Origin of the sequence: Streptomyces fradiae, from assembly GCF_041270065.1 — a bacterium.
In the GTDB taxonomy this organism is placed as follows: Bacteria; Actinomycetota; Actinomycetes; order Streptomycetales; family Streptomycetaceae; genus Streptomyces.
In genome coordinates this window covers 1,682,960-1,709,156 of the sequence record NZ_CP065958.1, presented here as the reverse complement: position 1 = coordinate 1,709,156, position 26,197 = coordinate 1,682,960, and the positions used below count along the sequence as shown (strand labels likewise).

The window sequence follows — 26,197 nt, the reverse complement described above, 5'->3', positions numbered from 1 at the left end:
CGGTGACCGTGGTGCTCCGGCGCGTCAACCGGACCGTGCTCGCCCTCGTCGGACTCGTGCTCGTGGTCGGCGGCGGCGCCGTGCTCGCGGCCGCCCTCGACCTGTCCGTACCGTCCTGGTGGCCCTGGTCGGGCCCCGACGACGTGCTGCTCAGCCGCTCCGAGCGGCAGCACTGGCGCGCCGAGAGCTGGTGGTGGCCGGTCGTCATCGCCCTGCTCGGGCTGATCGTGCTGCTCACCCTGTGGTGGCTGGTCGTGCAGTTCCGCCGCGCCCGGCTCCGCGAGGTCCTGGTCGACAGCGGCGACGGTGAGGAGGCCGTGCTGCGCGGCCGGGCCCTGGAGACCGTCCTGGAGGCCGACGCGACCGCCCAGGAGGGCGTCGCCCGGGCCAGGGTCGCGCTCACCGGCCGCCGCACCGCCCCGCGTACCCGGGTGGCCCTGCTCCTGGAGGCGTACGCGTCCCCGGCCGACGCCCTGACCACCCTCTCCGACCAGGCCCTCGCCCACGCCCGGAGTTCCACCGGCCTGCCCGCGCTGCCCACCGAGGCCCGGCTGCGCGCGGTCAAGCACCGCGCGCGCCGGGTGGCCTGACGAGCTCCCAGAAGTTCGGAAGCTAGAAACCGCTGCGCGCGCCGCCGTCCACCGGCAGCATCACACCCGTCAGATACGAGGCGGCGGGGGAGAGCAGGAACGCGGCCGTGCGGCCGAACTCCTCCGGGGTGCCGTAGCGGCGCAGCGGGATCGTCGCCTCGTTCGCCGTGCGCGAGGCCTCCGCGTCCCCGGACAGCGCGTCCAGCTGGCGCACCCGGTCGGTGTCGATCCGGCTCGGCAGCAGCCCGACCACCCGGATGCCGCGCGGGCCCAGGTCGTTGGCGAGGGACTTCGCGAAACCGGCCAGGCCGGGCCGCAGCCCGTTGGAGATGGTCAGACCGGGGATCGGCTCGTGCACCGAACCCGAGAGCACGAAGCCGATGACCCCGCCCTCCGGCAGCGTCTCCGCCGCCGCCCGGGCCAGCCGCACCGCGCCCAGGAACACCGTCTCGAAGGCGGCCGCCCACTGCTCGTCGGTGTTGTCGGCGGCGAAGCCCGGCGCCGGACCGCCCACGCTGATCAGCACGCCGTCGAAGCCGCCGAACCGGGCCCGCGCCTCGGCGATCAGCCGCTCCGGGGTGCCCGGGTCGGAATTGTCCGCCGCCACGCCCGCCGCGTTCGGCCCGAGGCCGGCCACCGCCTCGGCGACGCTCTTCTCCTCACGCCCGGTCAGCAGCACCTGCGCGCCCTCGGCGAGCAGCGCCTCCGCCGACGCCCGCCCGAGCCCGCGGGTCGCGCCGGTCACCACGTACACACGGTCCTTCAGTCCAAGATCCATGGACCCATCCTGCCGCACGGGCTCAGGACACGGCCCACGTCTCCTCCTACGTCTCCTCGGCGGCCAGCGCGAGCGCGGTGCCCACCAGGCCGATGTGGCTGAAGGCCTGCGGGAAGTTCCCCAGCTGACGGCCCGACGCCGGGTCGTACTCCTCGGCCAGCAGCCCCACGTCGCTGCACAGCCCCACCAGCCGGTCGAACAGCTCCCGGGCCTCCTTCAGCCGGCCGGTCAGCCGCAGCGCGTCCGCCAGCCAGAACGAGCACACCAGGAAGGTGCCCTCCTCGCCCGGCAGCCCGTCGACCGACGGGCCCGAGGTCGAGTAGCGGCGCACGAAGCCGTCGTGCGTCAGCTCCGCCCGTACCGCGTCGACCGTGCCCACCACCCGCGGGTCGTCCGGCGGCAGGAAGCCCACCCGGGGGATCAGCAGCGTCGCCGCGTCCAGCTCGGACGAGCCGTAGGACTGGGTGAAGGTGTTGCGCTCCGGGTCGAAGCCCTTCGCGCACACCTCCGCGTGGATCTCGTCCCGCATCGCCCGCCAGCGCGCCGCGTCCCCCGGCAGCGACGGATCGTCCTCCAGGGTGCGCACCGCACGGTCCGCCGCCACCCAGGCCATCACCTTGGAGTGCACGAAGTGCCGGCGCCCGCCGCGCACCTCCCACAGGCCCTCGTCCGGCTCCCGCCAGGTCGACTCCAGGAAGCCGAGCAGGCTCAGCTGCAGGTTCCAGGCGTGCCGCTGGGCCGGGATGCCCGCCTCCCGGGCCCGGCACAGCGAGTCGAGGACCTCGCCGTACACGTCGAGCTGGAGCTGGTCCACCGCCGCGTTCCCGGTGCGTACGGGGGTGGAGTCGGCGTAGCCGGTGAGCCAGGGCAGCGTCGTCTCGGGCAGCCGCCGCTCGCCCGCCGGGCCGTACATGATCTGCAGGTCGGCCGGGTCGCCGGCCACCGCGCGCAGCAGCCAGTCGCGCCAGGCCGCCGCCTCGTCCTCGTATCCGGCGGACAGCAGCGCGCCGAGGGTGAGCGAGGAGTCGCGCAGCCAGCAGGCCCGGTAGTCCCAGTTGCGCACCCCGCCGAGCTCCTCGGGCAGCGAGGTGGTGGGGGCGGCGACGATCCCGCCGGTCGGCGCGTAGGTGAGCGCCTTCAGGGTGATCAGGGAGCGGACGACGGCGTCCCGGTACGGGCCCTCGTAGGTGCATTGCTCGGCCCAGGCGCGCCAGTCGGTGAGCGACTGCTCCAGTGCCTCGAAGGGGTCGACCAGGGCGGGGCGCGGCTCGTGGGAGGGGTGCCAGGTGAGTACGAAGGCCACCTTCTCGCCCTCGCCGACGGTGAAGGAGGAGCAGGTCGCGAACTGCTGGCCCCAGGTCTTCACCGGCGGTTCGCTGCGCAGCCACACCGAGTCGGGCCCGGCGATCGCCACCCGGTGGCCCTCGGCCCGGCGCACCCACGGCACGATCGAGCCGTAGTCGAAGCGCAGCCGCAGCACGCCGCTCATCTCGACGCTCCCGCTGACGCCCTCGATGATCCGGACGAGATCGGGGGCCTTGTCGCGCTGCGGCATGAAGTCGGTGACCCTGACCGTGCCCGTACGGGTTTCCCAGAGGGTCTCCAGGACCAGACTGTCCTCCGCGTACCGGCGGCTCGTGCAGGTCGTGGCGCCCTTGGGGGCGATCCGCCAGTGCCCGTTGTCCTCGTCGCCGAGCAGGGCGGCGAAGCAGGCGGCGGAGTCGAAGCGGGGCAGACACAGCCAGTCGACCGACCCGTCGCGGCCGACGAGCGCGGCGGTCTGCAGATCGCCGATCAGGGCGTAGTCGTCGATACGTTGCGTCACGCTTTGGGCTGTTCCCGGAAGCGGGGACGGTCAATCAGGACGGGCGGACGGCCGGACGTCCGCTCAGGGGGCCGCCCGTCGGCTCAGGCGGTCGCCCCGGCGGGCGCGGGCGTCCCCTCCGTCCCCTCCGGCGCGTCGGCCGCACCGGCCGCCGCCTCCCGGTCGCGCTTCTCGCGCCGCGCCAGGACGAACCAGCCGACCGGCACACCGGCCGAGAACAGCCACCACTGGACCGCGTACGCCATGTGCGCGCCGATCGAGTCGTGGTCCGGGTCCGGGATCAGCTCGGGGGTGTCGCCGGCCGGCTCGGGGCCGGTCTGCTCCAGATAGCCGCCGAGCACGGTGCGGCCCTGCAGGGCGGCCTGCTGCTTGCTGTTGATCAGCATGACCTGACGGTCCGGCAGGCCCTTGAGGTCCTTGATGCCGCTGGCGCCGGTGGTCTCGTCGGCCATCAGCCGGCCGGTGACCGTCACCTCGCCCTTCGGCGCGGGCGGCACGTCCGGGTAGGACCGCTGGTCGCCGGCGGCCTCGATCCAGCCCCGGTTCACCATGACGACCCTGCCGTCCTTCAGGACCAGCGGGGACAGCACGTGCACGCCGACCCGGTCGTCCGAGGAGGTGCGCCGGCGCACCACGACCTCGTGCGCCGTGTCGAAGGTGCCGGTGGCGGTCACGTGCCGCCAGTAGTCCGCGCGGGGCACGGTGTGCCCGGGGGAGGTCAGCTGCTCGACCGGGACGGGCCTGGCCGCGAGGTTGTCCGCGATCAGGGCGTTCTGGGCGACCCGGCGCTCGTGCCGGTGGAACTGCCAGAAGCCCAGCTCGATCATCACGGGGATGAGGACGAGGGCCACGAGGGTGAGGATCACCCACTGCCGGGACAACAGGAAGCGGTACACCCCAAGACCGTACAACTTGGCCAGGGGCGCACCGCAGGGGGGTTCCGGCCGCCGGGGCGTGCGACCAGTGGATTGTTTCGTCACACCTTGTCGACGATGCCCACCCTCCCCTCCGCGCGGGCGCAGTGACCCCCGCAGTACCAGCTGCCCTCGACCTCGACGCCCTGGCCGATGATCTGGACCCGGCAGTGCTCGCAGATGGGTGCCATGCGGTGGATGGCGCAGGCGAAGCAGTCGAAGACGTGCACCGCGCCCTGCGCGTGCACCTCGAAGGACATGCCGTAATCGTTTCCGCAGACCTCACAACGTGCCATGCGCCACAGGGTGGTGCGACGGACGGACGAAGACCGGGCGGCGCGCCCGGCCCGCGCCCGGCCGTCACCCGTCTGCCGCCGTCACTCGTCGTCGGCCGGGGCGACGTCCCGAAGCAGCTGGGTGTAGGCGGCCTCGTCGACGATCGGCGTGCCGAAGGACTTGGCCTTCAGGGTCTTGCCGGTGGCGGAGTCCGGGTCGTTGGTGACGAGCAGGCTGGTGAGCCGCGACACACTGCTCGCCACGTGCAGCCCGGCGTCGACCGTGCGGTCCTCCAGGAGCTCGCGGTCGACGGAGGTGTCGCCGGAGAACGCCACCCGCATGCCCTGCTTGAGCGGTTTGTCCGACTCGTACCGCCCGGGGTTGGGATACGGGCAGGCCGGCCGCTTCCGCGACGGGCGCCAGGTGTTCGTCCGGTACGAGGCCGAGGCCTGGTAGCCGATCCGGGGACGCTCCGGGCTCTGCGCCCACTCGGTCAGCGGGCGGCACTCCAGGAGCGGCAGCCGTACGTTCCGCTCGGCCGCCGCGTGCAGGCTGGGCCGGAACGCCTCCGCCAGCACCCGTGCGTCGTCCAGGGCGTTGTGCGCGCGCTGCTGGACCACGCCGAAGTGCGCGGCAAGGGACTCCAGCTTGTGGTTGGGCAGCGGCAGCGCCAGCTCCTTCGACAGTGCGATGGTGCACAGCCGCTGCCGCACCGGCGCGGTCGCCTCGGCGCGCGCGTACTCCCGGGCGATCATCTGCCAGTCGAACATCGCGTTGTGCGCGACGAGCACCCGCCCCTCCAGACGCGCCGAGAACTCCTCGACGATCTCAGGGAACAGCGGCGCGCCCTCGAGCAGGTCGCTGGTGAGCCCGTGGATCCACACCGGCCCGGGGTCCCGCTCGGGGTTGACCAGGGTGTACCAGTGGTCCTCGACATTGCCCTGCGCGTCCAGGCGGTAGACACCGGCCGACACTATCCGGTCGTCGCGGGCGAGGCCGGTGGTCTCCACGTCGACGACCGCGTACCCCTGCGGGTACGCGGTCGGCCACGTCGCTGCTGTCGTACGGTCGTCAAGCACGGTCACTGAGAATACGGGCCGCGACTGACAGCCCCGCGCGCGGTGTCCGCTTCGGTGGCCGGATCCGTGCGTACGGGAGCGGGCGCGAAGCCCACCGGCGCCCACCGGCGCGCGCTGGTACGCCGGTTGACGTCCCCTCCCCGGAGTCCTCAGGCGAGGAGTCCCGCCACCAGCGCCCGTACCCCCGCCGTGAAGACCGCCTCCGTGTCGATCGGGGCGGCGAGCGCGGCGGCCAGCTCCGGGTCCGCGTCCGTCCCGGCGGCGGTGTCCGGGGCGGTGTCCGCGCCCCACAGGTCCGGCTCGGCGGGGGACTGGGTGGGGGAGCGCTCGCGGTTGCGCTCGACCAGGACGTGGCCGACGACCTGGAACTGGACCGCGCGGACCAGCGCGGCGGCGCGGGCGCCGCGCAGACCGGCCGCGTGGGCCTCGTGGATCAGGGCGCGCTGGGCGGGCAGGAACATGCGCTCCGTCAGACCGCGCTCGTGGACCATGGCGACGAGATGGGGGCGGTCGCGCAGGGCGCGGCGCAGCAGGGCGGCCACCGAGACGATCCGTTCGGCCGGGTCGCCGCCGCGCGGGCGCAGGGTGCCGAGGTCGGCGACGGTGCGCTCGACGAGGGCGTCGAGCAGCGACTCGCGGTTGCCGACGTGCCAGTAGATCGAGGTGACGGCGGTGCCGAGCTCGGCGGCGAGCCGGCGCATGGTGAGGGCGTCCGGGCCGTGCTCCTTGACCAGGGCGGCGGCCGTGTCCAGGACCCCGTCGCGGGTCAGCGCGCTGCGTGCCATCCGATCAGCTCCCCCAACTCCCGTGCCGTGCACGGGTCTTTACCCTTCCGGGTCACCGGTGTAACTGTGTTACAGGCGTACAGGCCGATACCTTCCCGAAGGGTGGTACGTCATGGCACGAGTACGGTACGGGGCGCGCACCGAGGCGGAGATCGCCGCGACGCGGGCGAAGAGCGCGAAGCTCCCCGACATCTGGTCCACCGGGGTCGTCGCCGTCTGGGAGACCGACCCGGACGTCGTGGCGGCCGTCCTGCCGCCGCCGCTCAAACCCACCGGACGCCCGCTGGTCCGGGTCAACATCAGCAAGGTCGACCTCCCCGGCTACCCCCTCGGCGCGGGCTCCGTCGCCGTCGCCGCCGCCCACGGCGACCGGGAGGGCTGGTACCCGCTTGTCATGCCGATGACCCACGAGCGCGCCCTCACCGGCGGCCGTGAGGTCTTCGGCGAGCCGAAGAAGCTCGGCGAGGTGCTCGTCGAGCGCGACGGGCTGACGGTCCGCGCCTCCCTCGCCCGGCACGGCATCGCGTTCGTCGAGGTGCGCGGCGCCGTGTCCGGCGCGCTGCCGCTGCCGGAGCCCACCGAGAAGACCGACTTCTACTTCAAGTTCCTTCCGGCGGTGGACGGTTCGGGCTTCGACACCGAGCCCGTCCTGGTCCACTGCCTGCGCAACGAGAAGGTGCGCAGGCTTGAGCGGGTCACCGGGGACGTGGTGCTCCGCGAGTCGATGTACGACCCGGTGGCCGATCTGCCGGTGCGCCGGCTCGTCGGGATCACCATCGGCGAGAAGACCACCGACCAGCGCGGCCGGGTCGTCGAGCGGGTCGACCCCGCCGCCCTGCTGCCCTATCTCCACCAGCGCTACGACGACCCGCAGCAGACCCTGGACGCGCCGCCGGAAGGGAGCGCCGTCTGATGGAACTGCGCGAGGGACAGGTCGCCGTCGTCACCGGCGCCGCCAGCGGCATCGGCCTCGCCATGGCCCGCCGCTTCGCCGCCGAGGGACTCGCCGTCGTCCTCGGCGACGTCGAGGAGGAGCCGCTAGCCAGGGCCGCCGAGGAGCTGATGGAGGGCGGGGCGCAGATCCTCGCCCGTACCGTCGACGTCAGCGAGCCCGACTCCGTACGGGCCTTCGCCGACGCCGCGTACGACACCTTCGGCGCCGTGCACGTGCTGTGCAACAACGCGGGCGTCGGCTCCGGCGCCGAGGGCCGCATGTGGGAGCACGAACCCAACGACTGGAAGTGGGCCTTCGCCGTCAACGTGTGGGGCGTCTTCCACGGCATCCAGGCCTTCGTGCCCCGGATGCTCGCGGGCGGCGAGCCCGGCCATGTCGTCAACACCTCCTCCGGCGACGGCGGCATCGCCCCGCTGCCCACCGCCTCCGTCTACGCCGTCACCAAGTCCGCCGTCGTCACCATGACCGAGTCGCTCTACGCGCACCTGAAGGCGGAACGGGCCCTTGTCGGTGCCTCCGTGCTCTTCCCCGGGCCGCACATGCTGCGCACCGGCCTGTGGGAGTCGCACCGCAACCGGCCCGAGCGCTTCGCCAAGGAGCGCCCCCGGAAGACCCCGTACCGCAGCCTCGACCAGTGGGAGGCGGCGATGAAGGAGGCCGGGCACGAGGTCGCCTTCACCCCGGTCGAGGAGGTCGCCGGGCACGTCGTCGACGGCATCAGGGCCGACCGGTTCTGGATGCTCCCGGCGAGCGAGCACAGCGACCGGCAGATCAGGGCGCGCTCGCAGTCGATGCTCGACCGCGCCAACCCGTCCTACCTGGAGAGCTTCATCCTCGACTGACCGGCCAAGGAGCCGACATGAGCGTCGACGACCCGTACCTGGACCCGTATCTCATCATCTCCTCCGACTGTCACGCCGGTCTGCCCACCGAGGAGTACCGGCCCTATCTCGACCCCCGCTTCCACCGCGCCTTCGACGAGTTCCTCGCCGGCCGGGACGCCCGCCGCGAGGCCATGACCCGGCTCGGGGTGCGCAACGAGGCCTTCGCCGACAAGTGGTTCAGCGACCACGAGGAGGGGCTGCGCGGCGGCTGGGACGCCGCACAGCGTATCAAGGAGCTCGACGGCGACGGGGTGGCCGCCGAGGTCGTCTTCCCCGACGCGGACGCCGTCGACAGCCGGACCGCCGCGCCCTTCGGCGTCGGCCTCGGGCTCTCCGGCGACCAGGACCCGGAGCTCGGCATGGCGGGCGCCAAGGCCCACAACCGCTGGCTCGCCGACTTCGTGTCCCAGCACCCCGAGCGGCACTGCGGGGTCGCGCTGCTGCCCGTCACCGCCGACCCGGCCGAGGTCGTCGCCGAGATCCACCGGGCCAAGGAGTCCGGGCTCGGCGCGCTGATGATCCCCTCGATGTGGGTGGACAAGGCGCCCTACCACGACCGGCGTTACGACCCGGTGTGGGCGGCCGCCGCCGAGACCGGGATGCCGGTGGTCACCCACTCCGGCGCCGCGCCCCGCCACGAGTACGGCGACCACCTCGGGATCTACGTCTCCGAGGTCACCTGGTGGCCGGCCCGGCCGCTGTGGTTCCTGCTCTGGTCCGGCGCCTTCGAGCGGCATCCGGGGCTGCGGTTCGGCGTCGCCGAGTCCGGCTGCTGGTGGCTGCCGAACCTGCTGTGGTTCATGGACCGGCTCTACCTCGGCGCGCACGGCGGCAAGAAGCTCTCGCCGTTCGCCGAGCTGAAGCGCCCGCCCAGCGAGTACCTGGACCGGCAGGTGTTCGTCTGCGCCACCAACACCAAGCGGCGCGAGCTGGCCCAGCGCTACGAGATCGGCGTCGACAACATCCTGTGGGGCTCCGACTTCCCGCACCCCGAGGGCACCTGGCCGCGCACGCGCGCGTGGCTGCGGGACACCTTCCACGACATCCCGGTCGCCGAGACCCGCCGGATGCTCGGCCTGGCCGCCGCCGAGGTCTTCGGCTTCGACCCCGGGAAGCTGGCGCCGATCGCCCGGCGGATCGGCCCCACCCCGGCCGAGCTCGGCCAGGACCCCGACCAGGCCGCCGTCGAGGCCTCCTGGGCCCGCTCCCGCGAGGTCGGCCGGCACTGGCTCACCGAGCACGACTTCCCGGTCCTGGGGGTGAACCCGTGACCCCGGCCGCGCCCACCGACCGCTACACGGTCATCTCCGCCGACTGCCACGCCGGCGCCGACCTCCTCGACTACAAGCCGTACCTGGCCAGGAAGCACCACGACGACTTCGACGCCTGGGCGGCGACCTACGTCAATCCGTACGAGGACCTGCTCGCCGACACCGCCGACCGCAACTGGAACTCGCGGCGCCGGCTGCGCGAGCTCGAGGCGGACGGCATCGTCGCCGAGGTCGTCTTCCCCAACACCATCCCGCCGTTCTTCCCCAAGGCCTCGCTGATGGCCCAGCCGCCGGACCGGACCGAGTACGAGCAGCGCTGGGCCGGGCTGCAGGCGCACAACCGCTGGCTCGCCGACTTCTGCGCCGACGCGCCGGGGCGGAGGGCGGGCGTCGCGCAGATCCTGCTCAACGACGTGGACGCGGCGGTCGCCGAGATCCGCCGGGCCCGCGCGGCCGGGCTCACCGGCGGCATCCTGCTGCCCGGCGTGCCGCCCGGCTCGCCCGTACCGGAGCTGTACTCGGCGGCGTACGACCCGATCTGGGCGGTCTGCGCGGAGCTCGACGTCCCGGTCAACCACCACGGCGGCTCGGCCTCGCCGCCGCTCGGCGACGAACCGGCCGCGCGGGCGGTGTTCATGGTGGAGACGACCTGGTTCTCGCACCGGGCGCTGTGGCACCTGGTGTTCGGCGGCGCGTTCCGGCGCCACCCGGGACTCAAACTGGTCCTCACCGAGCAGGGGTCGGGCTGGATCCCGGGCGTGCTCGACATGCTGGACTACTACCACGGGCGCCTGGTCGCGGCCTCGGCGAAGGCGGCCACGGCCGAGTCCAAGTTCGGCGCCGGGCTCGCCGAGTCCATGGGCAAGGGACCGCGCGAGGTGTGGCGGGACAACTGCTTCGTCGGCGCGAGCTTCATGCGCCCGCACGAGGTGCCGCTGCGCGACCGGATCGGCCTCGACAAGATCATGTGGGGCAGCGACTACCCGCACGACGAGGGCACCACCCCGTACTCCCGGGAGGGCCTGCGGATCGCCTACGCGGGGCTGCCGCCGGACGAGGTCGCCGCCATGGCCGGCGGCAACGCGGCCCGCGTCTACGGCTTCGACCTCGACCTGCTCGACGCCCTGGCCGCGGTGCACGGCCCGACCGTCGCGGAGATCGCCGAACCGCTCACCGAGGTCCCGGCCGGCGCCACCAGCCCGGCCTTCGCGAAGGGCGGGTCGGTCCGCGTCTGGTGAGGCGGCGGGTGCGACCCTCCAGGGGTGACCGACGCACCCGTGCCCGCCCCCGCACACGACGAGGCCCACGGCGGCGGCCTCGGCTCCCGGCTCAACTGGCTCCGGGCCGCCGTGCTCGGGGCCAACGACGGAGTCGTCTCCACCGCGGGCCTCGTCGTCGGCGTCGCCGGCGCCACCGGATCCCGGGACACCCTGCTCACCGCGGGCCTCGCCGGACTGCTCGCCGGCTCCATGTCGATGGCCGCGGGGGAGTACGTCTCCGTCTCCACCCAGCGCGACTCCGAGAAGGCCGCCCTCGCCCAGGAGCGCCGGGAGCTGCGCGAGCAGCCCGAGGCCGAACTCGCCGAGCTCACCGGGCTGCTCGCCCGCCGCGGCCTCAGCCCGGACGTGGCCCGCGAGGCCGCCCTCCAGCTCACCGAGCGCGACGCGCTGCGCGCCCACGCGCGCGTGGAGCTGGGCATCGACCCCGACGAGCTCACCAACCCGTGGCACGCGGCCGGCGCCAGCTTCCTCGCCTTCACGGCCGGCGCGCTGCTGCCGCTGCTCGCGATCGTGCTCCCGCCGGCCGACCACCGCCTGTGGATCACGGTCGTCTGCGTGCTCGCCGCCCTCGCCCTCACCGGCTGGTCCTCGGCCCGGCTCGGCGCCGCCCCCGTCCCCCGCGCCGTCCTGCGCAACGTCGCCGGCGGCGCGCTGGCGATGGCGGTGACGTACGCGGCGGGTTCGCTGCTGGGAGCGGCGGGCGTCTGAGCAGCGGCCCCATCCTGCTCTTGTCGTGATCCGTGTTGTCGGAAGGCGCCAAAGCTTGCTGACATCCGGTCTTACTTACTTGTTGGTAAATACGTCTAGTCGCCACCGCGCCGCGCCTCTACCGTCATCGGCATGCCGAACCTGCCCGATGTCGTGCTCTGGTCCATACCGGCGTTCGTCCTGCTCACCGTCGTCGAGATGGTCAGCTACCGCATCCACCCCGACGAGGACGCCGCGGGATACGAGACGAAGGACGCCGCCACCAGCATCGGGATGGGGCTCGGCAGTCTCGTCTTCGACGCCCTGTGGAAGATCCCGGTCGTCGCGATCTACACGGCGGTGTACGAGCTGACGCCGCTGCGCGTGCCCGTGCTGTGGTGGACGATCCCGTTGATCCTGCTCGGCCAGGACTTCCTCTACTACTGGTCGCACCGCGGCCACCACGTCATCCGCATCCTGTGGGCCTGCCACGTCGTGCACCACAGCAGCCGCAGGTTCAACCTCTCCACCGCGCTGCGCCAGCCCTGGACCGGCCTCACCGGCTGGCCGTTCTACCTGCCGCTGATCGCGCTCGGCGTGCACCCGGCGGCGCTGGCCTTCTGCTACTCGGTCAACCTGGTCTACCAGTTCTGGATCCACACCGAGCGGATCGGCAAGCTCTGGGCGCCCTTCGAGTACGTGCTCAACACGCCCTCGCACCACCGCGTCCACCACGCCTCCCAGGGCGGCTACCTGGACCGCAACTTCGGCGGCATCCTCATCGTCTGGGACCGGATGTTCGGCTCCTTCGTCGCCGAGACCGAGCGGCCCGTCTACGGGCTCACCAAGAACATCGCCACCTACAACCCGCTGCGGGTGGCCACCCACGAGTACGCCGCGATCGCCCGCGACCTCAGGGCCGCGAGCGGTTGGCGCGAACGGGCCGGCCGGGTGTTCCGCGGACCGGGCTGGCAACCGGGGCCCGGGCCCGAGGCGCAGGGCACGCCGGTCGGCGCCGCGCCGGAGGGAGCAGCGTGAGCCGGCTCGGCCGCGCCCTCCTCGGCGCCTTCCTGCTCGCGGCCCTCGTCGACCTCGGCTCGCTGCTCGCCGGGGCCGACGCCGGCCACCTGGCCGCCAAGCCGCTCCTGATGCCGCTGCTCGCCGCGTACGCCGGCACCCGGGGCGCGCCGAAGCCGCTGATCGCCGCTCTGCTGTGCGGCTGGGGCGGCGACGTGTTCCTGATGTCCGACGCCGACGGGGCCTTCCTCGTCGGCATGGGCTGCTTCGCCGCCGGACACCTCTGCTACCTCGTGCTCTTCGGCCGCCGCCGGACCTCCCCGCTGCTCGGCCTCGTGTACGCGCTCGCCCTCGGCGGCACCGTCGTCGCGCTCTGGCCCGGCCTCCCCGCCGACCTGCGTGTCCCCGTCGCCGGCTACTCGCTGCTGCTCACCGCGATGGCCTACCGGTCGAGCGCGCTCGGCGTCATGACCGGCACCGGCGGCGCCCTGTTCCTGCTGTCCGACACCCTGATCGCCACCGGCATCGCCGAATGGCCCCAGCTGCCCGCGCCCGACTTCTGGGTCATGCTGACCTACATCGCGGCGCAGTACCTGCTGACCGAGGGAACCCTGCGCACGATGTACGGTGAACGTCGTACAACCAGCTGACCCGGACGAGGAACCATGCGCGCCACCACCATCCACGCCCCCTTCGACATGCGCGTGGAGGACGTGCCCGACCCCGTGATCAAGGAGTCCACGGACGTCGTCGTCCGGGTGCTCCGCGCCTGCATCTGCGGCAGCGACCTGTGGGCCTACCGCGGCGAGTCCGCCCGGCAGCCCGGCCAGCGGATCGGCCACGAGTTCCTCGGCCTGGTCGAGGAGGCCGGCACCGACGTCCGCGGCTTCGCCAAGGGCGACCTCGTCGTCGCCCCCTTCGTCTGGTCCGACGGCACCTGCGAGTACTGCGCCGAGGGCCTCCAGACCTCCTGCCCCAGCGGCGGCTTCTGGGGCTCCGTCGGCTCCGACGGCGGCCAGGGCGAGGCCGTCCGCGTCCCGTACGCCGACGGCACCCTCGTCAAGCTGCCCGCCGCGGCCGCCGCCGACGACCACCTGCTCACCGCGCTCCTCGCGCTCTCCGACGTCATGGGCACCGGCCACCACGCCGCCCTCGGCGCGGGCGTCACCGCCGGCTCCACCGTGGCCGTGGTCGGCGACGGCGCCGTCGGCCTGTGCGGCGTCCTCGCCGCCAAGCGGCTCGGCGCCGAGCGGATCATCGCCCTCGGCCGGCACACCGCCCGCACCGACATCGCCCGCACCTTCGGCGCCACCGACGTCGTCGCCGAGCGCGGCGAGGCCGCCGAGGCCGCCGTCCGCGAACTCACCGGCGGCCAGGGCGCCCACGCCGTCATCGAGGCCGTCGGCACCGAACAGTCCATGCGCACCGCCGTGAGCATCACCCGCGACGGCGGCGCCATCGGCTACGTCGGCGTCCCGCACGGCTCCGGCACCGGCCTCGACCTCTCCGTCATGTTCGACCGCAACATCGCCCTCCGCGGCGGCGTCGCCCCCGTCCGCGCCTACATCCCCGAGCTGCTCCCCGACGTCCTGGCCGGCACGATCGACCCGTCCCCGGTCTTCGACCTCACCGTGGACCTGGCCGGCGTCCCCGGCGGCTACAAGGCGATGGACGAGCGCACGGCGCTGAAGGTCCTGGTCAAGCCGTAGCTCAGGCCCCGAGCCACTCCGGTGCGTCCGCCCCCGCGATGCCCGGCGGGCGCTGCCAGCCCGTCGGGCCGCCCTCGTACGAGACCGGCGAGAGCGCGTGCCGCAGCCGGCCCAGCGGGCCGGCCGACTCGGTGAGCCAGCGCTCCGGTTCGTACCGGGGGAGCGTGTGGGTCAGCCAGTGGCCGGTCTGGGCGAGGGCCAGGCGGACGAGACGGGTGCCGCCGTCCCGGTCCTGTTCGGTCAGGGAGCGCAGGACGGCCGCCGCGAGGAGGTAGCCGGTGCCGTGGTCGAGGGCCTGGGCGGGAAGCGCGCCGGGTTCGTCCGGCGAGCCCTCAGCGACCGCGATGCCGGTGGCCACCTGCACCAGGCTGTCGAAGCCGCGCCGGCCACCCCAGGGCCCGTAGTCGCCCCAGGCCGAGAGGCGGGCGGTCACCAGGCCGGGCCGGTGCAGGTCGAAGCGGTCGAGGGCGCCGGGCCGGTAGCCGGTGACCAGCACGTCGGCCGCGTCCAGGAGTTCGTCGAAGGCGCGCCGGTCCGACGGGCTGTCCAGGTCCAGGGCGGCCGTCCGCTTCCCGACGTTCGTGTCGGCGTGCTGGTCCGGCAGTTCCGGGTTGCCCGGCGGGTCGATCCGGAGCACGTCCGCGCCGAGCAGCGCGAGGGTCCGGGTGGCGACCGGGCCCGCGATCACCCGGGTCAGGTCGAGCACCCGCAGCGGCCGGTCCGAGCGGCGCCGCGGCGCGGCCTCGTCCAGGCGGTCCCGGGTCAGCAGCGGGCGGGCGGCCACCTCCCGGCCCTGCTCGTGGGCGGCCCACTCCTCGGGCGTGCGCAGTGCGACGGCCAGGCCCCCGGCCGCGTACACCGCCGTCTCCACTTCGACGGCCTTCCGCTCGCCGATCGCCCCCGCCACGCCGTCCACGGAATCGTCCGAGCGGCCCAGCGCGCCGAGCAACGCCGCCTTGTGGTGCGGGTAGTTGGCGTGGGTGCGGACCCAGCCGTCGGCCGCCCGCCAGAACCGGGACAGCGGCGCGAAGTTCACCGGCGCCCGCCCGTCCACCCGCAGATGCCGCTCGCTGACGAAGGCCGTCGCCACCGCCCCGTCGTCCACCCGCACCGGCCCCGGCAGCCCGGCCCGCTCCACCGCCGCGAGCCCCGCCACCGCGACCGTCGCCCGGGCCAGGTCCATGACGGGCAGCCGGGCCGGCAGGAGACCCGAGGGCCCGCCGTACGCCACCCGGTCGAGCAGCGCGGGATCGCCGCCCAGCTCGGCCCACAGCAACTCCGTACCCGTACGCACTGTGTTGTCCATGAGCACACCATAGAACCGCCCGTGGCACTCAGTGCCACGGGCGGTTCTGCGGAACAGCGGGAGACTACTTGCGGACCGCGTCCAGCGCGTCCACCAGACCGGCCCCGTAGAAGCCGTTGTCGCCCTTCTCGCCCTCGCACACCGCGTCGACGGTGCCGTCGCCCTCGATGTCGTACGGGTTGGTGCAGGCGCGTTCGTCGGCCTGCGCGTAAAGGAGCGCCTTCAGCGCGGCCGGGCTCGCCTTCGGGTGCGTCGACTTCAGCAGCGCGAGGACGCCCGCCACGTGCGGCGAGGCCATCGAGGTGCCGGCCTTGTAGTTGTAGCCGCCGTTGACCGTGGTCGACAGGATGCGGCCGTTGACCGCCGGGGCGTCCGGGGTCTGCCACTCGGTCTTGTCGCCGCCCGGCGCCGCCACGTCGATGACGCCCAGACCGTAGTTGGAGTAGGACGCCTTCAGGTCCTTGGCGCCGGTCGCGGAGACGGTCACCATGCCCGGCAGCATCCCCGGGTAGATGAAGCACTCCTTCGGGTCGATGACCCGGTCGCCCGAAGTGGTGTCGTTCGGGCTGCTTGTGTCCAGGATCGAGTCCGCCGCCAGGTCGAACTTGGAGTTGCCGGCCGCCGCCACGTTGACGGTGCCCTTCTTCTCCGCGTACCGGGTCGCACGTGTGACCGCCTCGATGAGGGCCTTCTGGTCCTCGTCGTTCTTGCAGGCGAACATCCACGGGTCGGTGTAGTAGCTGTTGTTGGTGACGTCGACACCGTGCTCGGCCGCCCACACGAAGCCGCAGACCACGGCCTCCGTGTAGAAGAAGCCGTCCGGGGTGGACACCTTGATGCCGGCCAGCTTCACGCCGGGCGCGACACCCGTCACGCCGATGCCGTTCTTCGCGGCGCCGATGGTGCCCGCCACGTGCGTGCCGTGGTCGCTCTCGCCCGGCTTCGGACGCCACGAGCCGGGCGTCGTGTCGGCCTTGCCGCTCACGCAGTTCGCGGAGGCGGCGGCGTCGAAGTTCGGCGCCAGGTCCGGGTGGGTGTCGTCCACACCGGTGTCGATGATGCCGACCGTGACGTTCCGGCTGCCGAGGGTCTTCTCGTGCGCCTTGTCGGCCTTGATGGCCGGCAGGTCCCACTGCAGCGGCTCCAGCGGGTCCTGATCGCCGGAGGCGGCGGCCGTCGCGGCCTTGATCTCCGCCGGGGTCAACTCCTGCGCGCCCTCGCCCACCGAGTCGTCCGTCGCGGCCTGCAGCGGCGCCGTACGGGTCGCGCCCGCCGACACCACACCGGGCGCCTTGCGGATCGTCTGCGCGAACGCGGGGTTCTGGGAGTGGACGACGATCACGCCTATCCGGTCGTAGGACACGACCACCTCACCGCCCGCTGCGGCTATCGCCTTGCGCACCATCGCCGGCGTCTTGCTGCCGCCCGCGACGTTCACCACGTAGCTGAGCTTCGGCCCGTCCGTGGCCACGGCGGCCGCCGGGGCGTCGGACAGCTCCGCGGCCGAGGCGGCGCCGGCGGGAAGGAAGCCGAGCGAGGCCGTGAGCGCGAGACCGGCCGGCAGAGCGAGTACTCGACCGCGCCGCGATCCCAGATGAGCCATGGGTTCTCCACATCATCCGTCCGTGCTGCCCGGGCGCCGATGTGCGGCCGGGCAGGTGCATGACGAGTGAAGCTATCGCCGATCTTCCCCGCTCATCAATGAGTTGAGAAGACTTCATGAAGATCCCGGCTGAGAAAACCACTCCGGTGAACCACTTCGCCGCGCGCTCCGTGCCGTTGATCAGGGGAGGGGTTCCGGCCGGAACCCCGTCCTCCCCACCCCCAGCGAGGCCCCCATGTCCCTGCCCACCGCCCGAGGAGATTCCGTGGCCACCGACGCCCCGCCGCCACCCCGAACCAGCACGGACGCCGCAACCCCGGCCGGTCCCACCACCGAGGAGTTCACCGAGGTGCAGCAGAGCGCCGAGTTCGGCGAACTGCGCCGCACCTACCGCTCCTTCGCCTTCCCCCTGACGATCGCCTTCATCGCCTGGTACCTGCTCTATGTGCTGCTCTCCAACTACGCGGGCGGCTTCATGGGCACCAAGGTCTTCGGCAACGTCAACGTGGCCCTGGTCCTCGGCCTCGCCCAGTTCGCCACCACCTTCCTCATCGCCTGGCTCTACTCGCGGCACGCCGCCAACCGCCTGGACCCGCAGGCCGAGGCCATCAAGCAGCACATGGAATCCCGTACGGAGGCCGACGCATGAGCACCGCCCTCGGCAGCCCCCTCGCCGACCCCGTCCACCTGCTCGCCGCCGGCAACGCGACCAGCGAGCACCGGACGCTGATCATCTCCCTGTTCGCGGCCTTCGTCCTCGCCACCCTCGTCATCACCGTCTGGGCCGGCCGGCAGACCCGCTCCGCCGCCGACTTCTACGCCGGCGGCGGCCAGTTCACCGGCTTCCAGAACGGCCTCGCGATCTCCGGCGACTACATGTCCGCCGCGTCCTTCCTCGGCATCAGCGGCGCCATCGCCCTCTACGGCTACGACGGCTTCCTCTACTCCATCGGCTTCCTCGTCGCCTGGCTCGTCGCGCTGCTCCTGGTCGCCGAACCGCTGCGCAACTCCGGCCGCTTCACCATGGGCGACGTCCTCGCCTACCGGATGCGCCAGCGCCCCGTCCGCACCGCCGCCGGCACCTCCACCATCGTCGTCTCGATCTTCTACCTGCTCGCCCAGATGGCCGGCGCCGGCGTCCTCGTCTCACTGCTCCTCGGCATCACCAGCGACGGCGGCAAGATCGCGATCGTCGCCCTGGTCGGCGTCCTGATGATCGTCTACGTGACGATCGGCGGCATGAAGGGCACCACCTGGGTCCAGATGGTGAAGGCCGTGCTCCTCATCGCGGGCACCGTGCTCATCACCTTCCTCATCCTGTGGAAGTTCCACTTCAACCTCTCCGAGCTGCTCGGCGCCGCCGCCACCCACAGCGGCAAGGGCGACGCCTTCCTGGAGCCCGGCCTCAAGTACGGCGTCACCGCCACCTCCAAGCTGGACTTCCTGTCGCTCGGCATCGCGCTCGTCCTCGGCACCGCCGGCCTGCCGCACATCCTCATCCGCTTCTACACGGTGCCGACCGCCAAGGCCGCCCGGAAGTCGGTCAACTGGGCCATCGGCATCATCGGCGCCTTCTACCTGATGACGATCGTCCTCGGCTTCGGCGCCGCCGCCCTGCTCGGCAGCGACACCATCATGGCGTCCAACAAGGCGGGCAACACGGCGGCCCCGCTCGCCGCCATGGAGGTCGGCGGCGGCGCCGACTCCACCTCCGGCGCGATCCTCCTCGCCGTCATCTCCGCCGTCGCCTTCGCCACCATCCTCGCCGTGGTCGCCGGACTGACGCTTGCCTCCTCCTCGTCCTTCGCGCACGACATCTACGCCAACGTGATCAAGCGCGGGAAGGCCACCGAGAAGGAGGAGATGCGGGCCGCCCGCTGGTCCACCGTCATCATCGGCATCGTGTCGATCGCGCTCGGCGCCCTCGCCCGCGACCTCAACGTCGCCGGCCTGGTCGCCCTCGCCTTCGCCGTCGCCGCCTCGGCCAACCTGCCGACGATCCTCTACTCGCTCTTCTGGAAGCGGTTCACCACCCAGGGCGCGCTCTGGTCGATCTACGGCGGCCTGATCTCCTCCGTCCTCCTCGTCATCTTCTCCCCGGTCGTCTCCGGCGGCCCGGCCTCCATGATCAAGGGCGTCGACTTCCACTGGTTCCCGCTGGAGAACCCGGGCCTGATCTCCATCCCGCTCGGCTTCCTCCTCGGCTGGCTCGGTTCCCTCCTCTCCAAGGAGGAGCCGGACAAGGGCAAGTACGCCGAACTGGAGGTCAAGTCCCTCACCGGCGTCGGCGTCGCCTCCGCGATCAAGCACTGACCGGAGCGCAGCGGGTCGTATACGTTCCGCGATGAACCACCGGCCGCGTCGTAGAGTTCTACGACGCGGCCGGCCCCGTCCTCGTGACAATCGGCCCGTGCCCAGTGTCCGAGGCGTCACGTAGGCTCGAACACGAAGCGAACCGTCAGAGAGGGAGGGGGCCCAGTGCTCATCGACACCTACGGCCGCGTGGCCACCGACCTGCGGGTCTCCCTCACGGACCGGTGCAATCTGCGCTGCACCTACTGCATGCCGGAAGAGGGCCTGCAGTGGCTGGCCAAGCCCGATCTGCTCACCGACGACGAGATCGTCCGGCTGGTCCGGATCGCCGTCACCGAGCTCGGCGTCACCGAGGTCCGCTTCACCGGCGGCGAGCCGCTGCTCCGCCCCGGCCTCGTCGGCATCGTCGAGCGCTGCGCCGCCCTCGCCCCCCGCCCCAAGCTGTCGCTGACCACCAACGGCATCGGACTCAAGCGCACCGCCGCCGCCCTCAAGGCGGCCGGCCTCGACCGGGTCAACGTCTCGCTCGACACCCTGCGCCCCGAGGTCTTCAAGACCCTCACCCGCCGCGACCGGCACCACGACGTCCTCGACGGCATGGCCGCCGCCCGCGACGCCGGCCTCACCCCGGTCAAGATCAACGCCGTCCTGATGCCCGGGCTCAACGACGACGAGGCCCCCGACCTGCTCGCCTGGGCCATGGAGCAGAGTTACGAGCTCCGCTTCATCGAGCAGATGCCGCTCGATGCCCAGCACGGCTGGAAGCGCGACGGCATGATCACCGCCGGGGACATCCTGGAGTCGCTCCGCACCCGCTTCACCCTCGACGCCGAGGGCGCCGGCGAGCGCGGCTCCGCCCCCGCCGAGCGCTGGGTCGTCGACGGCGGCCCGCACACCGTCGGCGTCATCGCCTCCGTGACCCGCCCCTTCTGCCGCGCCTGCGACCGCACCCGCCTCACCGCCGACGGCCAGGTCCGCACCTGTCTGTTCGCCACCGAGGAGACGGACCTGCGGGCGGCACTGCGCTCGGACGCGCCCGACGCGGTGATCGCCGAGATCTGGAAGAAGGCCATGTGGGGCAAGAAGGCCGGCTCCGGCCTCGACGACCCGGACTTCCTCCAGCCGGATCGCCCGATGTCGGCGATCGGCGGCTGAGCGGTCAGCCCTCGGCGGTCGAGTCCCACTCGCTCAGCGCGACGACATCCTTCAGGAAGCCCCGTACGCCCAGGAACTGCGACAGATGTTCGCGGTGCTCGTCGCACGCCAGCCACGTCTTGCGCCGCTCCGGCGTGTGCAGCTTGGGGTTGTTCCAGGCGAGGACCCAGACCGCGTCGGCCCGGCACCCCTTCGCGGAACAGATCGGCTTGTCTTCGCTCACTGGACCCAGGATCACCCGATCATTGTCCAGCAAGGGCGATGCCGAGCAGCCACGGGGGGAGCTGCCCGGCATCGGTCCGTCGCTCCGACGGGGGATGCGGAGCGCGTAGGCAGTATGTCACGGGGGATGGGGTGCGGTGCACCGGAACTTCATGATTGATCTGAGCTTTTCCTGAGCTTTCCGCTCACGCTGTGTGATCGCTCGGCGTCGCCGTTCCGGTGTCCGATTCGGCATCCTTCGAGGGCTTCGCCGTCAGCGCCGGCCGCAGCGGAGTCGGGACGAACGTGGACGGGAGGGACGGGGCGTTCTCCCGGCCGGCGTTGGCGATCACCACCGCGATGTACGGGAGCACGGCGCCGATCACCAGCGCCACGATCGCCACGTACCGCTCCACGTTCCACAGCGAGGCCGCGGCGATCACCGAGAGGGTGCGGATCGACATCGAGATCACGTACCGGCGCTGCCGCCCGCGCACGTCCTCGGCAAGGCCCTGCCGGGCCCCGGTGATCCGGAAGACCTCGCCACCGCCATGCTTCAGCATCACGTTCCACCACCCGCACACCGTGCCGGACCCTCCCCGGTCCGGTCCTCCTTCCACCGTACGCCCGGCGTCCCCCACCGAGGAGGCCGGGGCACGTCTGACCTCGTCCGTATGGCCTCGTCCGACATGCGCCGTATGGCGGACGGGCCGAGACTGGGCACACCTGTGCACGAGGAGGCGACGATGAGTTGGTTGTGGGCGATCATTGTGGGCTTCGTCCTGGGACTGATCGCCAAGGCGATCCTGCCGGGCAAGCAGCAGATCCCGCTGTGGCTGACGACCGTGTTCGGCATTCTGGGCAGTGTGCTCGGCAACGCGGTCGCGACCTGGATCGGGGTCAACGACACCAGGGGCATCGACTGGACCCGTCACCTCCTGCAGCTCATCGGTGCCGTCGCCGTGGTCGGCGTGGGCGACATGCTGTGGGCCTCGATCAAGGGCGGCAGACAGCGGGCCTGATCACGCGGCCCTGATCGCACGGGCGGACAACGACCGGAGGCCCGGTACGGCGCGGGAACGCGCGTACCGGGCCTCCGGCGTAAGCCCTTGCGGGTACGAGGGGCTAGGCGCCGACCTCGATCGCCGCCAGGTTCTTCTTGCCCCGGCGCAGCACCAGCCAGCGGCCGTGCAGCAGCTCGTCCGCCGTCACGACGGCGTCCTCGGCGGTCACCTTCACGTTGTTCACGTAGGCGCCGCCCTCCTTCACCGTGCGGCGGGCGGCCGACTTGCTGGCCACCAGACCGACCTCGGCGAACAGGTCGACGACCTGGCCGAGCTCCGCCACGCGCGCGTGCGGCAGCTCGGAGAGGGCCGCGGCCAGCGTGGCCTCGTCGAGCTCACCGAGCTCGCCCTGGCCGAACAGCGCCTTCGACGCGTCGATCACGGCCCGGCACTGGTCGGCGCCGTGCACCAGGGTGGTGAGCTCCTCGGCGAGCGCGCGCTGCGCGGCGCGCGCCTGCGGCCGCTCCGCCGTCTGCTTCTCCATCTCCTCAAGCTCCTCGCGGGACTTGAAGGACAGGATCCGCATGTACGTGGAGATGTCACGGTCGTCGACGTTCAGCCAGAACTGGTAGAACGCGTACGGCGTGGTCATCTCCGGGTCCAGCCAGACGGCGCCGCCCTCGGTCTTGCCGAACTTGGTGCCGTCGGCCTTCACCATCAGCGGCGTCGCCAGGGCGTGGACCTGCGCCTCCGGCTCCAGCTTGTGGATCAGGTCGAGGCCGGCCACCAGGTTGCCCCACTGGTCGGAGCCGCCCTGCTGCAGCGTGCAGCCGTGCCGCCGGTACAGCTCCAGGAAGTCCATGCCCTGGAGCAGCTGGTAGCTGAACTCGGTGTAGCTGATGCCCTGCTCGGACTCCAGGCGCCGGGCCACGGAGTCCTTGGTCAGCATCTTGTTGACCCGGAAGTGCTTGCCGATGTCCCGCAGGAACTCGATCGCCGACATGCCGGCGGTCCAGTCCAGGTTGTTCACCATGACCGCGGCGTTCTCGCCCTCGAAGGACAGGAACGGCTCGATCTGCGAACGCAGCCGGTTCACCCAGTTCGCGACCGTCTCCGGGTCGTTCAGGGTGCGCTCTGCGGTCGGCCGCGGGTCGCCGATCTGGCCGGTGGCCCCGCCGACGAGCGCCAGCGGCCGGTGCCCGGCCTGCTGGAGCCGGCGGACGGTGAGGACCTGGACCAGGTGGCCGACGTGGAGACTGGCCGCGGTCGGGTCGAAACCGCAATAGAACGTGACGGGACCGTCCGCGAGGGCCTTGCGCAAGGCCTCCTCGTCGGTGGACTGGGCGAAGAGCCCACGCCACTTCAGCTCGTCGACGATGTCCGTCACGTCGTCCGTCTCCTCGTGATGCATACGGGAAAGAATTGTCCCGGCCAGTCTAGGCCGTGTCCGAGCGGGTCAGGCCCGGGTCCGACCGGGTCAGACGCCCTTGCTGACCGAGCTCATGTTGAAGTCCGGCACCCGCAGGGCGGGCATCGCGGCCCGGGTGAACCAGTCGCTCCACTCGCGCGGCAGCGTCTGCTCGGTGCGGCCCGCCTCGGTGGCCCGGGACAGCAGGTCGACCGGCGACTCGTTGAACCGGAAGTTGTTCACCTCGCCGACCACCTCGCCGTTCTCGACCAGGTAGACGCCGTCCCGGGTGAGACCGGTGAGCAGCAGCGTGGCCGGGTCGACCTCGCGGATGTACCAGAGGCAGGTGAGAAGGAGACCGCGCTCGGTCGCCGCGACCATCTCCTCCAGGGACTTCTCGCCGCCGCCGTCCAGGATCAGGTTCCCGGCGGCCGGCGCCATCGGCAGCCCGGTGAGCCCCGCGGTGTGCCGGGTGGTGACCAGATGGGCCAGCTTCCCGTCCCGTACCCAGTCGACCGGACCGACCGGCAGACCGTTGTCGAAGACGGAGGAGTCGTCGCCCGAGCTGTGCGCGATCACGAACGGCGCGGACTCCAGGCCCGGCGCGTGCGGGTCGCTGCGCAGGGACAGCGGGAGCGGCGACAGGGTCTCGCCGATCCGGGTGCCGCCGCCGGGCTTGGAGAAGACCGTGCGGCCCTCGGCCGCGTCCCGGGCCGCCGCCGACCACAGCTGGTAGATCATCAGGTCGGCCACGGCGGTCGGTGGCAGCAGCGTCTCGTACCGCCCGGCCGGCAGGTCGATCCTCCGCTCCGCCCAGCCGAGCCGGGTGGCCAGCTCGGCGTCGAGCGCGGCCGGGTCGACGTCCTTGAAGTCCCGGGTCGAGCGCCCGGCCCACGCGGAGCGGGTCCGGTCCGGGGACTTGGCGTTGAGCTCCAGGGTGCCGTTCGGCTGGTCGTGCCGCAGCCGGAGCCCGGTCGACGTGCCGAGGTAGCTGGAGGTCAGCTCGTGGTTGGCGAAGCCGTACAGCTCGCGGCCGCCCGCACGCGCGCGTGCGAAGGCCTCGCCGAGCGCCGGCGCGAAGGCGTCGAAGACCGCCGAGGAGGTCTCGGCCGGGGCGTCGGTGAAGTCCGGCGACACCGGCACGCCCTCGATCAGCGGCTGCGCGTCCTCGGCCGGCCCGGCCGCCCGCGCCGCCTCCTCGGCCGCGCGCACCAGCGGCTCCAGGTCGTCCGCGGTCACCGCCGAACGCGACACCACACCGGAGGCCGCGCCCTGGGCGCCGTCCACGGTCGCGATCACGGTGAGGGTGCGGCCCCGGGTCACCCCGTTGGTGGTGAGCGCGTTGCCGGCCCAGCGCAGATTGGCCGAGGACTCCTCGTCGGCGATGACGACACACCCGTCGGCACGGGACAGCTCAAGGGCCCGCTCGACGATCTCGTACGGCTTGCTGACGCGGCTCATCGACCGGCCTCCTGCGTCGTGTTAAGGATGTTCACACCCCGGAACAGGGCGGACGGGCAGCCGTGCGAGACCGCGGCGACCTGGCCCGGCTGGGCCTTGCCGCAGTTGAACGCGCCGCCGAGGACGTACGTCTGCGGGCCGCCGACCTGCTCCATGGAGCCCCAGAAGTCGGTGGTCGTCGCCTGGTACGCGACGTCCCGCAGCTGGCCCGCGAGCCGCCCGTTCTCGATGCGGAAGAAGCGCTGCCCGGTGAACTGGAAGTTGTAGCGCTGCATGTCGATCGACCAGGACCGGTCGCCGACCACATAGATGCCGCGCTCCACGCCGCCGATCAGGTCCTCCGTGGACAGCCCGCCCGGATCCGGCTGCAGCGACACGTTCGCCATCCGCTGCACCGGCACATGGCCGGGGGAGTCGGCGAAGGCGCAGCCGTTGGAGCGCCCGAGGCCGGTCAGCTTCGCGATCCGGCGGTCCAACTGGTAGCCGACGAGCGTGCCGTCCTTCACCAGGTCCCAGCTCTGCCCCTCGACGCCCTCGTCGTCGTACCCGACGGTCGCCAGGCCGTGCTCGGCGGTCCGGTCACCCGTCACGTTCATGATCGAGGAGCCGTACTCCAGCTTGCCCAGCTGGTCGAAGGTGGCGAAGGAGGTGCCCGCGTACGCCGCCTCGTAACCGAGCGCCCGGTCCAGCTCGGTGGCGTGGCCGATCGACTCGTGGATGGTCAGCCACAGGTTGGACGGGTCCACGACCAGGTCGTAACGCCCGGCCTCGACGCTCGGCGCGCGCATCTTCTCGGCGAGCAGCCCGGGGATCTCGTCGAGCTCCTTGTCCCAGTCCCAGCCGGTGCCCGTCAGATACTCCCAGCCCCGCCCGACCGGCGGCGCGAGCGTCCGCATCGAGTCGAACTCGCCGGTCGACGCGTCCACCGCGACCGCCGTGAGCTGCGGGTGCAGCCGGACCCGCTGCTGGGTGGTGACGGTGCCCGCCGTGTCCGCGTAGAACTTGTTCTCGAAGACCGTGAGCAGCGAGGCGTCCACGTGCGCCACGCCCTCGGCCCGCAGCAGCCGCTCGCTCCACTCGGCGAGCAGCCCGCTCTTCTCCTCGGCGGAGATGGCGAAGGGGTCGATCTCGTACGAGGAGATCCACACCTTGTCGGCGTGCACCGGCTCCTCGGCCAGCTCCACGCGCTCGTCCGACCCCGCCGCCGCGATCACCTTCGCGGACAGCTTGGCCATGGCCACCGCCTGCGAGGCGACCCGCGCGGCCCCGTCCATGGTCAGGTCCACGCCGGACGCGAACCCCCACGCGCCGCCGTGCACCACCCGCACCGCGTAGCCGAGGTCCGTGGTGTCCGACGACCCCGAGGGCTTGGCATCGCGCAGCCGCCACGCGGCGCTGCGCACCCGCTCCAGGCGGAAGTCGGCGTGCTCGGCGCCGAGCGCCCGGGCCCGGGCGAGCGCCGCGTCGGCCAGTGCCCGCAACGGAAGCCGGGTGAAGCCCTCGTCGAGGGAATGGGTCCCAGATTGCACAGCTGTCTCCTGTCGTGTGAGACCGGTCGCCCCCGATCATGTCGTGCTTTCGGCCGTGATGCCCAGAGCTTTCTGTAGGGACCCGACAGCGACACCAGGACGCCACTGTCAGGGCCCGATTCTCCGTATCAAGGAAGGGACCGATAGGTTTTCGACATACCAGACCG

Annotated in this window: 26 protein-coding genes; 13 read left to right on the top strand and 13 right to left on the bottom strand. The window is 72.3% G+C overall.

Translation table 11 applies throughout. The features are described from left to right. Positions 1-2: 2 nt before the first annotated feature. Positions 3-590: an alkaline shock response membrane anchor protein AmaP gene (gene amaP, locus JAO84_RS07655; protein ID WP_370411560.1), complete on the top strand. Its 588-nt coding sequence runs from the start codon at positions 3-5 to the stop codon at positions 588-590. Positions 591-612: 22 nt separating this feature from the next. Here amaP and JAO84_RS07650 read toward each other — a convergent pair whose 3' ends face one another. The 6 genes from JAO84_RS07650 to JAO84_RS07625 form a co-directional block, all read right to left on the bottom strand. Continuing rightward, positions 613-1,368: an SDR family oxidoreductase gene (locus JAO84_RS07650; RefSeq protein ID WP_370411558.1), complete on the bottom strand. Its 756-nt coding sequence runs from the start codon at positions 1,366-1,368 to the stop codon at positions 613-615. A 46-nt stretch (positions 1,369-1,414) separates the two neighbouring features. Next, positions 1,415-3,193, bottom strand: a complete 1,779-nt coding sequence (locus JAO84_RS07645; RefSeq protein ID WP_370411556.1) for a glycoside hydrolase family 15 protein — start codon at positions 3,191-3,193, stop codon at positions 1,415-1,417. Positions 3,194-3,276: 83 nt separating this feature from the next. Further along, the gene (locus tag JAO84_RS07640) at positions 3,277-4,089 is read right to left on the bottom strand and encodes an SURF1 family protein (protein ID WP_370411554.1); all 813 of its coding nucleotides are present in this window, start codon (positions 4,087-4,089) and stop codon (positions 3,277-3,279) included. A gap of 80 nt (positions 4,090-4,169) precedes the next feature. Then, positions 4,170-4,403 (bottom strand): hypothetical protein, encoded by a 234-nt coding sequence (locus JAO84_RS07635; RefSeq protein WP_265866015.1) that lies wholly within the window; start codon positions 4,401-4,403, stop codon positions 4,170-4,172. An 81-nt stretch (positions 4,404-4,484) separates the two neighbouring features. Next, positions 4,485-5,468, bottom strand: coding sequence for a DEDDh family exonuclease (locus JAO84_RS07630; RefSeq protein ID WP_370411552.1), 984 nt, complete (start codon positions 5,466-5,468; stop codon positions 4,485-4,487). Between the two features lie 143 nt (positions 5,469-5,611). After that, a complete protein-coding gene (locus JAO84_RS07625; RefSeq protein WP_370411550.1) occupies positions 5,612-6,247 on the bottom strand; it encodes a TetR/AcrR family transcriptional regulator in 636 nt (211 codons plus the stop codon). Positions 6,248-6,359: 112 nt separating this feature from the next. On the opposite strand from JAO84_RS07625, the gene JAO84_RS07620 reads away from it, so the two are divergent. The 8 genes from JAO84_RS07620 to JAO84_RS07585 all read left to right on the top strand — a co-directional run bounded on the left by JAO84_RS07620 (position 6,360) and on the right by JAO84_RS07585 (position 14,050). Beyond that, a complete protein-coding gene (locus JAO84_RS07620; RefSeq protein ID WP_370411548.1) occupies positions 6,360-7,160 on the top strand; it encodes an acetoacetate decarboxylase family protein in 801 nt (266 codons plus the stop codon). Continuing rightward, positions 7,160-8,044 carry an SDR family NAD(P)-dependent oxidoreductase gene (locus tag JAO84_RS07615; protein WP_370411546.1) on the top strand — a complete coding sequence of 295 codons (885 nt, stop codon included), beginning with the start codon at positions 7,160-7,162 and terminating at the stop codon, positions 8,042-8,044. The genes JAO84_RS07620 and JAO84_RS07615 overlap by 1 nt, the downstream gene beginning before the upstream one ends. A gap of 17 nt (positions 8,045-8,061) precedes the next feature. Continuing rightward, positions 8,062-9,357: an amidohydrolase family protein gene (locus JAO84_RS07610; protein WP_370411544.1), complete on the top strand. Its 1,296-nt coding sequence runs from the start codon at positions 8,062-8,064 to the stop codon at positions 9,355-9,357. Next, positions 9,354-10,595 carry an amidohydrolase family protein gene (locus JAO84_RS07605; protein ID WP_370411542.1) on the top strand — a complete coding sequence of 414 codons (1,242 nt, stop codon included), beginning with the start codon at positions 9,354-9,356 and terminating at the stop codon, positions 10,593-10,595. The genes JAO84_RS07610 and JAO84_RS07605 overlap by 4 nt, the downstream gene beginning before the upstream one ends. 39 nt (positions 10,596-10,634) lie before the next feature. Then, positions 10,635-11,345: a VIT family protein gene (locus JAO84_RS07600; protein WP_265866252.1), complete on the top strand. Its 711-nt coding sequence runs from the start codon at positions 10,635-10,637 to the stop codon at positions 11,343-11,345. A 132-nt stretch (positions 11,346-11,477) separates the two neighbouring features. Further along, on the top strand, positions 11,478-12,362 hold the full coding sequence (locus JAO84_RS07595) for a sterol desaturase family protein (RefSeq protein WP_370411540.1): 885 nt from the start codon (positions 11,478-11,480) through the stop codon (positions 12,360-12,362). Further along, positions 12,359-12,991 carry a lysoplasmalogenase gene (locus JAO84_RS07590; protein WP_370411538.1) on the top strand — a complete coding sequence of 211 codons (633 nt, stop codon included), beginning with the start codon at positions 12,359-12,361 and terminating at the stop codon, positions 12,989-12,991. The genes JAO84_RS07595 and JAO84_RS07590 overlap by 4 nt, the downstream gene beginning before the upstream one ends. A gap of 15 nt (positions 12,992-13,006) precedes the next feature. Then, on the top strand, positions 13,007-14,050 hold the full coding sequence (locus JAO84_RS07585; RefSeq protein ID WP_370411536.1) for a zinc-dependent alcohol dehydrogenase family protein: 1,044 nt from the start codon (positions 13,007-13,009) through the stop codon (positions 14,048-14,050). A 1-nt stretch (position 14,051) separates the two neighbouring features. Here JAO84_RS07585 and JAO84_RS07580 read toward each other — a convergent pair whose 3' ends face one another. Beyond that, positions 14,052-15,356 (bottom strand): CoA transferase, encoded by a 1,305-nt coding sequence (locus tag JAO84_RS07580; protein WP_370411534.1) that lies wholly within the window; start codon positions 15,354-15,356, stop codon positions 14,052-14,054. A gap of 64 nt (positions 15,357-15,420) precedes the next feature. Further along, the gene (locus JAO84_RS07575) at positions 15,421-16,959 is read right to left on the bottom strand and encodes a S8 family serine peptidase (RefSeq protein ID WP_370411532.1); all 1,539 of its coding nucleotides are present in this window, start codon (positions 16,957-16,959) and stop codon (positions 15,421-15,423) included. 265 nt (positions 16,960-17,224) lie between these two features. On the opposite strand from JAO84_RS07575, the gene JAO84_RS07570 reads away from it, so the two are divergent. The 3 genes from JAO84_RS07570 (at position 17,225) to moaA (ending at position 20,427) form a co-directional block, all read left to right on the top strand. Next, complete coding sequence (locus JAO84_RS07570) at positions 17,225-17,608, top strand: DUF485 domain-containing protein (protein WP_265866003.1); 384 nt, start codon at positions 17,225-17,227, stop codon at positions 17,606-17,608. After that, the gene (locus JAO84_RS07565; RefSeq protein ID WP_370411530.1) at positions 17,605-19,272 is read left to right on the top strand and encodes a cation acetate symporter; all 1,668 of its coding nucleotides are present in this window, start codon (positions 17,605-17,607) and stop codon (positions 19,270-19,272) included. The genes JAO84_RS07570 and JAO84_RS07565 overlap by 4 nt, the downstream gene beginning before the upstream one ends. A gap of 165 nt (positions 19,273-19,437) precedes the next feature. Continuing rightward, positions 19,438-20,427, top strand: a complete 990-nt coding sequence (gene moaA, locus JAO84_RS07560) for a GTP 3',8-cyclase MoaA (protein WP_370411528.1) — start codon at positions 19,438-19,440, stop codon at positions 20,425-20,427. Positions 20,428-20,431: 4 nt separating this feature from the next. Here moaA and JAO84_RS07555 read toward each other — a convergent pair whose 3' ends face one another. Then, a complete protein-coding gene (locus tag JAO84_RS07555) occupies positions 20,432-20,665 on the bottom strand; it encodes a hypothetical protein (RefSeq protein ID WP_370411526.1) in 234 nt (77 codons plus the stop codon). A gap of 169 nt (positions 20,666-20,834) precedes the next feature. Continuing rightward, the gene (locus tag JAO84_RS07550; RefSeq protein WP_370416683.1) at positions 20,835-21,191 is read right to left on the bottom strand and encodes a DUF3099 domain-containing protein; all 357 of its coding nucleotides are present in this window, start codon (positions 21,189-21,191) and stop codon (positions 20,835-20,837) included. Positions 21,192-21,374: 183 nt separating this feature from the next. On the opposite strand from JAO84_RS07550, the gene JAO84_RS07545 reads away from it, so the two are divergent. After that, on the top strand, positions 21,375-21,650 hold the full coding sequence (locus JAO84_RS07545; RefSeq protein ID WP_265865999.1) for a GlsB/YeaQ/YmgE family stress response membrane protein: 276 nt from the start codon (positions 21,375-21,377) through the stop codon (positions 21,648-21,650). 103 nt (positions 21,651-21,753) lie between these two features. Here the strand turns inward: JAO84_RS07545 and tyrS are convergent, their stop codons facing one another. The 3 genes from tyrS to JAO84_RS07530 all read right to left on the bottom strand — a co-directional run bounded on the left by tyrS (position 21,754) and on the right by JAO84_RS07530 (position 26,030). Continuing rightward, a complete protein-coding gene (gene tyrS / locus JAO84_RS07540; protein ID WP_370416682.1) occupies positions 21,754-23,019 on the bottom strand; it encodes a tyrosine--tRNA ligase in 1,266 nt (421 codons plus the stop codon). 90 nt (positions 23,020-23,109) lie between these two features. Continuing rightward, positions 23,110-24,501 (bottom strand): metallopeptidase TldD-related protein, encoded by a 1,392-nt coding sequence (locus tag JAO84_RS07535; RefSeq protein ID WP_370411524.1) that lies wholly within the window; start codon positions 24,499-24,501, stop codon positions 23,110-23,112. Beyond that, positions 24,498-26,030 (bottom strand): TldD/PmbA family protein, encoded by a 1,533-nt coding sequence (locus JAO84_RS07530; RefSeq protein ID WP_370411522.1) that lies wholly within the window; start codon positions 26,028-26,030, stop codon positions 24,498-24,500. Before JAO84_RS07530 ends, JAO84_RS07535 begins: the two co-directional genes overlap by 4 nt. Positions 26,031-26,197 lie beyond the last annotated feature (167 nt).

Excerpts from the sequence above, each read along its gene's own strand:
- JAO84_RS07635 (WP_265866015.1), bottom strand. The coding sequence starts at position 4,403 with ATGGCACGTTGTGAGGTCTGCGGAAACGATTACGGCATGTCCTTCGAG.
- JAO84_RS07580 (WP_370411534.1), bottom strand. The coding sequence starts at position 15,356 with ATGGACAACACAGTGCGTACGGGTACGGAGTTGCTGTGGGCCGAGCTG.
- JAO84_RS07620 (WP_370411548.1), top strand. The coding sequence starts at position 6,360 with ATGGCACGAGTACGGTACGGGGCGCGCACCGAGGCGGAGATCGCCGCG.
- JAO84_RS07625 (WP_370411550.1), bottom strand. The coding sequence starts at position 6,247 with ATGGCACGCAGCGCGCTGACCCGCGACGGGGTCCTGGACACGGCCGCC.
- JAO84_RS07585 (WP_370411536.1), top strand. The coding sequence starts at position 13,007 with ATGCGCGCCACCACCATCCACGCCCCCTTCGACATGCGCGTGGAGGAC.
- JAO84_RS07545 (WP_265865999.1), top strand. The coding sequence starts at position 21,375 with ATGAGTTGGTTGTGGGCGATCATTGTGGGCTTCGTCCTGGGACTGATC.
- JAO84_RS07535 (WP_370411524.1), bottom strand. The coding sequence starts at position 24,501 with ATGAGCCGCGTCAGCAAGCCGTACGAGATCGTCGAGCGGGCCCTTGAG.
- JAO84_RS07650 (WP_370411558.1), bottom strand. The coding sequence starts at position 1,368 with ATGGATCTTGGACTGAAGGACCGTGTGTACGTGGTGACCGGCGCGACC.
- JAO84_RS07610 (WP_370411544.1), top strand. The coding sequence starts at position 8,062 with ATGAGCGTCGACGACCCGTACCTGGACCCGTATCTCATCATCTCCTCC.
- JAO84_RS07595 (WP_370411540.1), top strand. The coding sequence starts at position 11,478 with ATGCCGAACCTGCCCGATGTCGTGCTCTGGTCCATACCGGCGTTCGTC.
- JAO84_RS07550 (WP_370416683.1), bottom strand. The coding sequence starts at position 21,191 with ATGCTGAAGCATGGCGGTGGCGAGGTCTTCCGGATCACCGGGGCCCGG.
- JAO84_RS07565 (WP_370411530.1), top strand. The coding sequence starts at position 17,605 with ATGAGCACCGCCCTCGGCAGCCCCCTCGCCGACCCCGTCCACCTGCTC.
- JAO84_RS07615 (WP_370411546.1), top strand. The coding sequence starts at position 7,160 with ATGGAACTGCGCGAGGGACAGGTCGCCGTCGTCACCGGCGCCGCCAGC.
- JAO84_RS07575 (WP_370411532.1), bottom strand. The coding sequence starts at position 16,959 with ATGGCTCATCTGGGATCGCGGCGCGGTCGAGTACTCGCTCTGCCGGCC.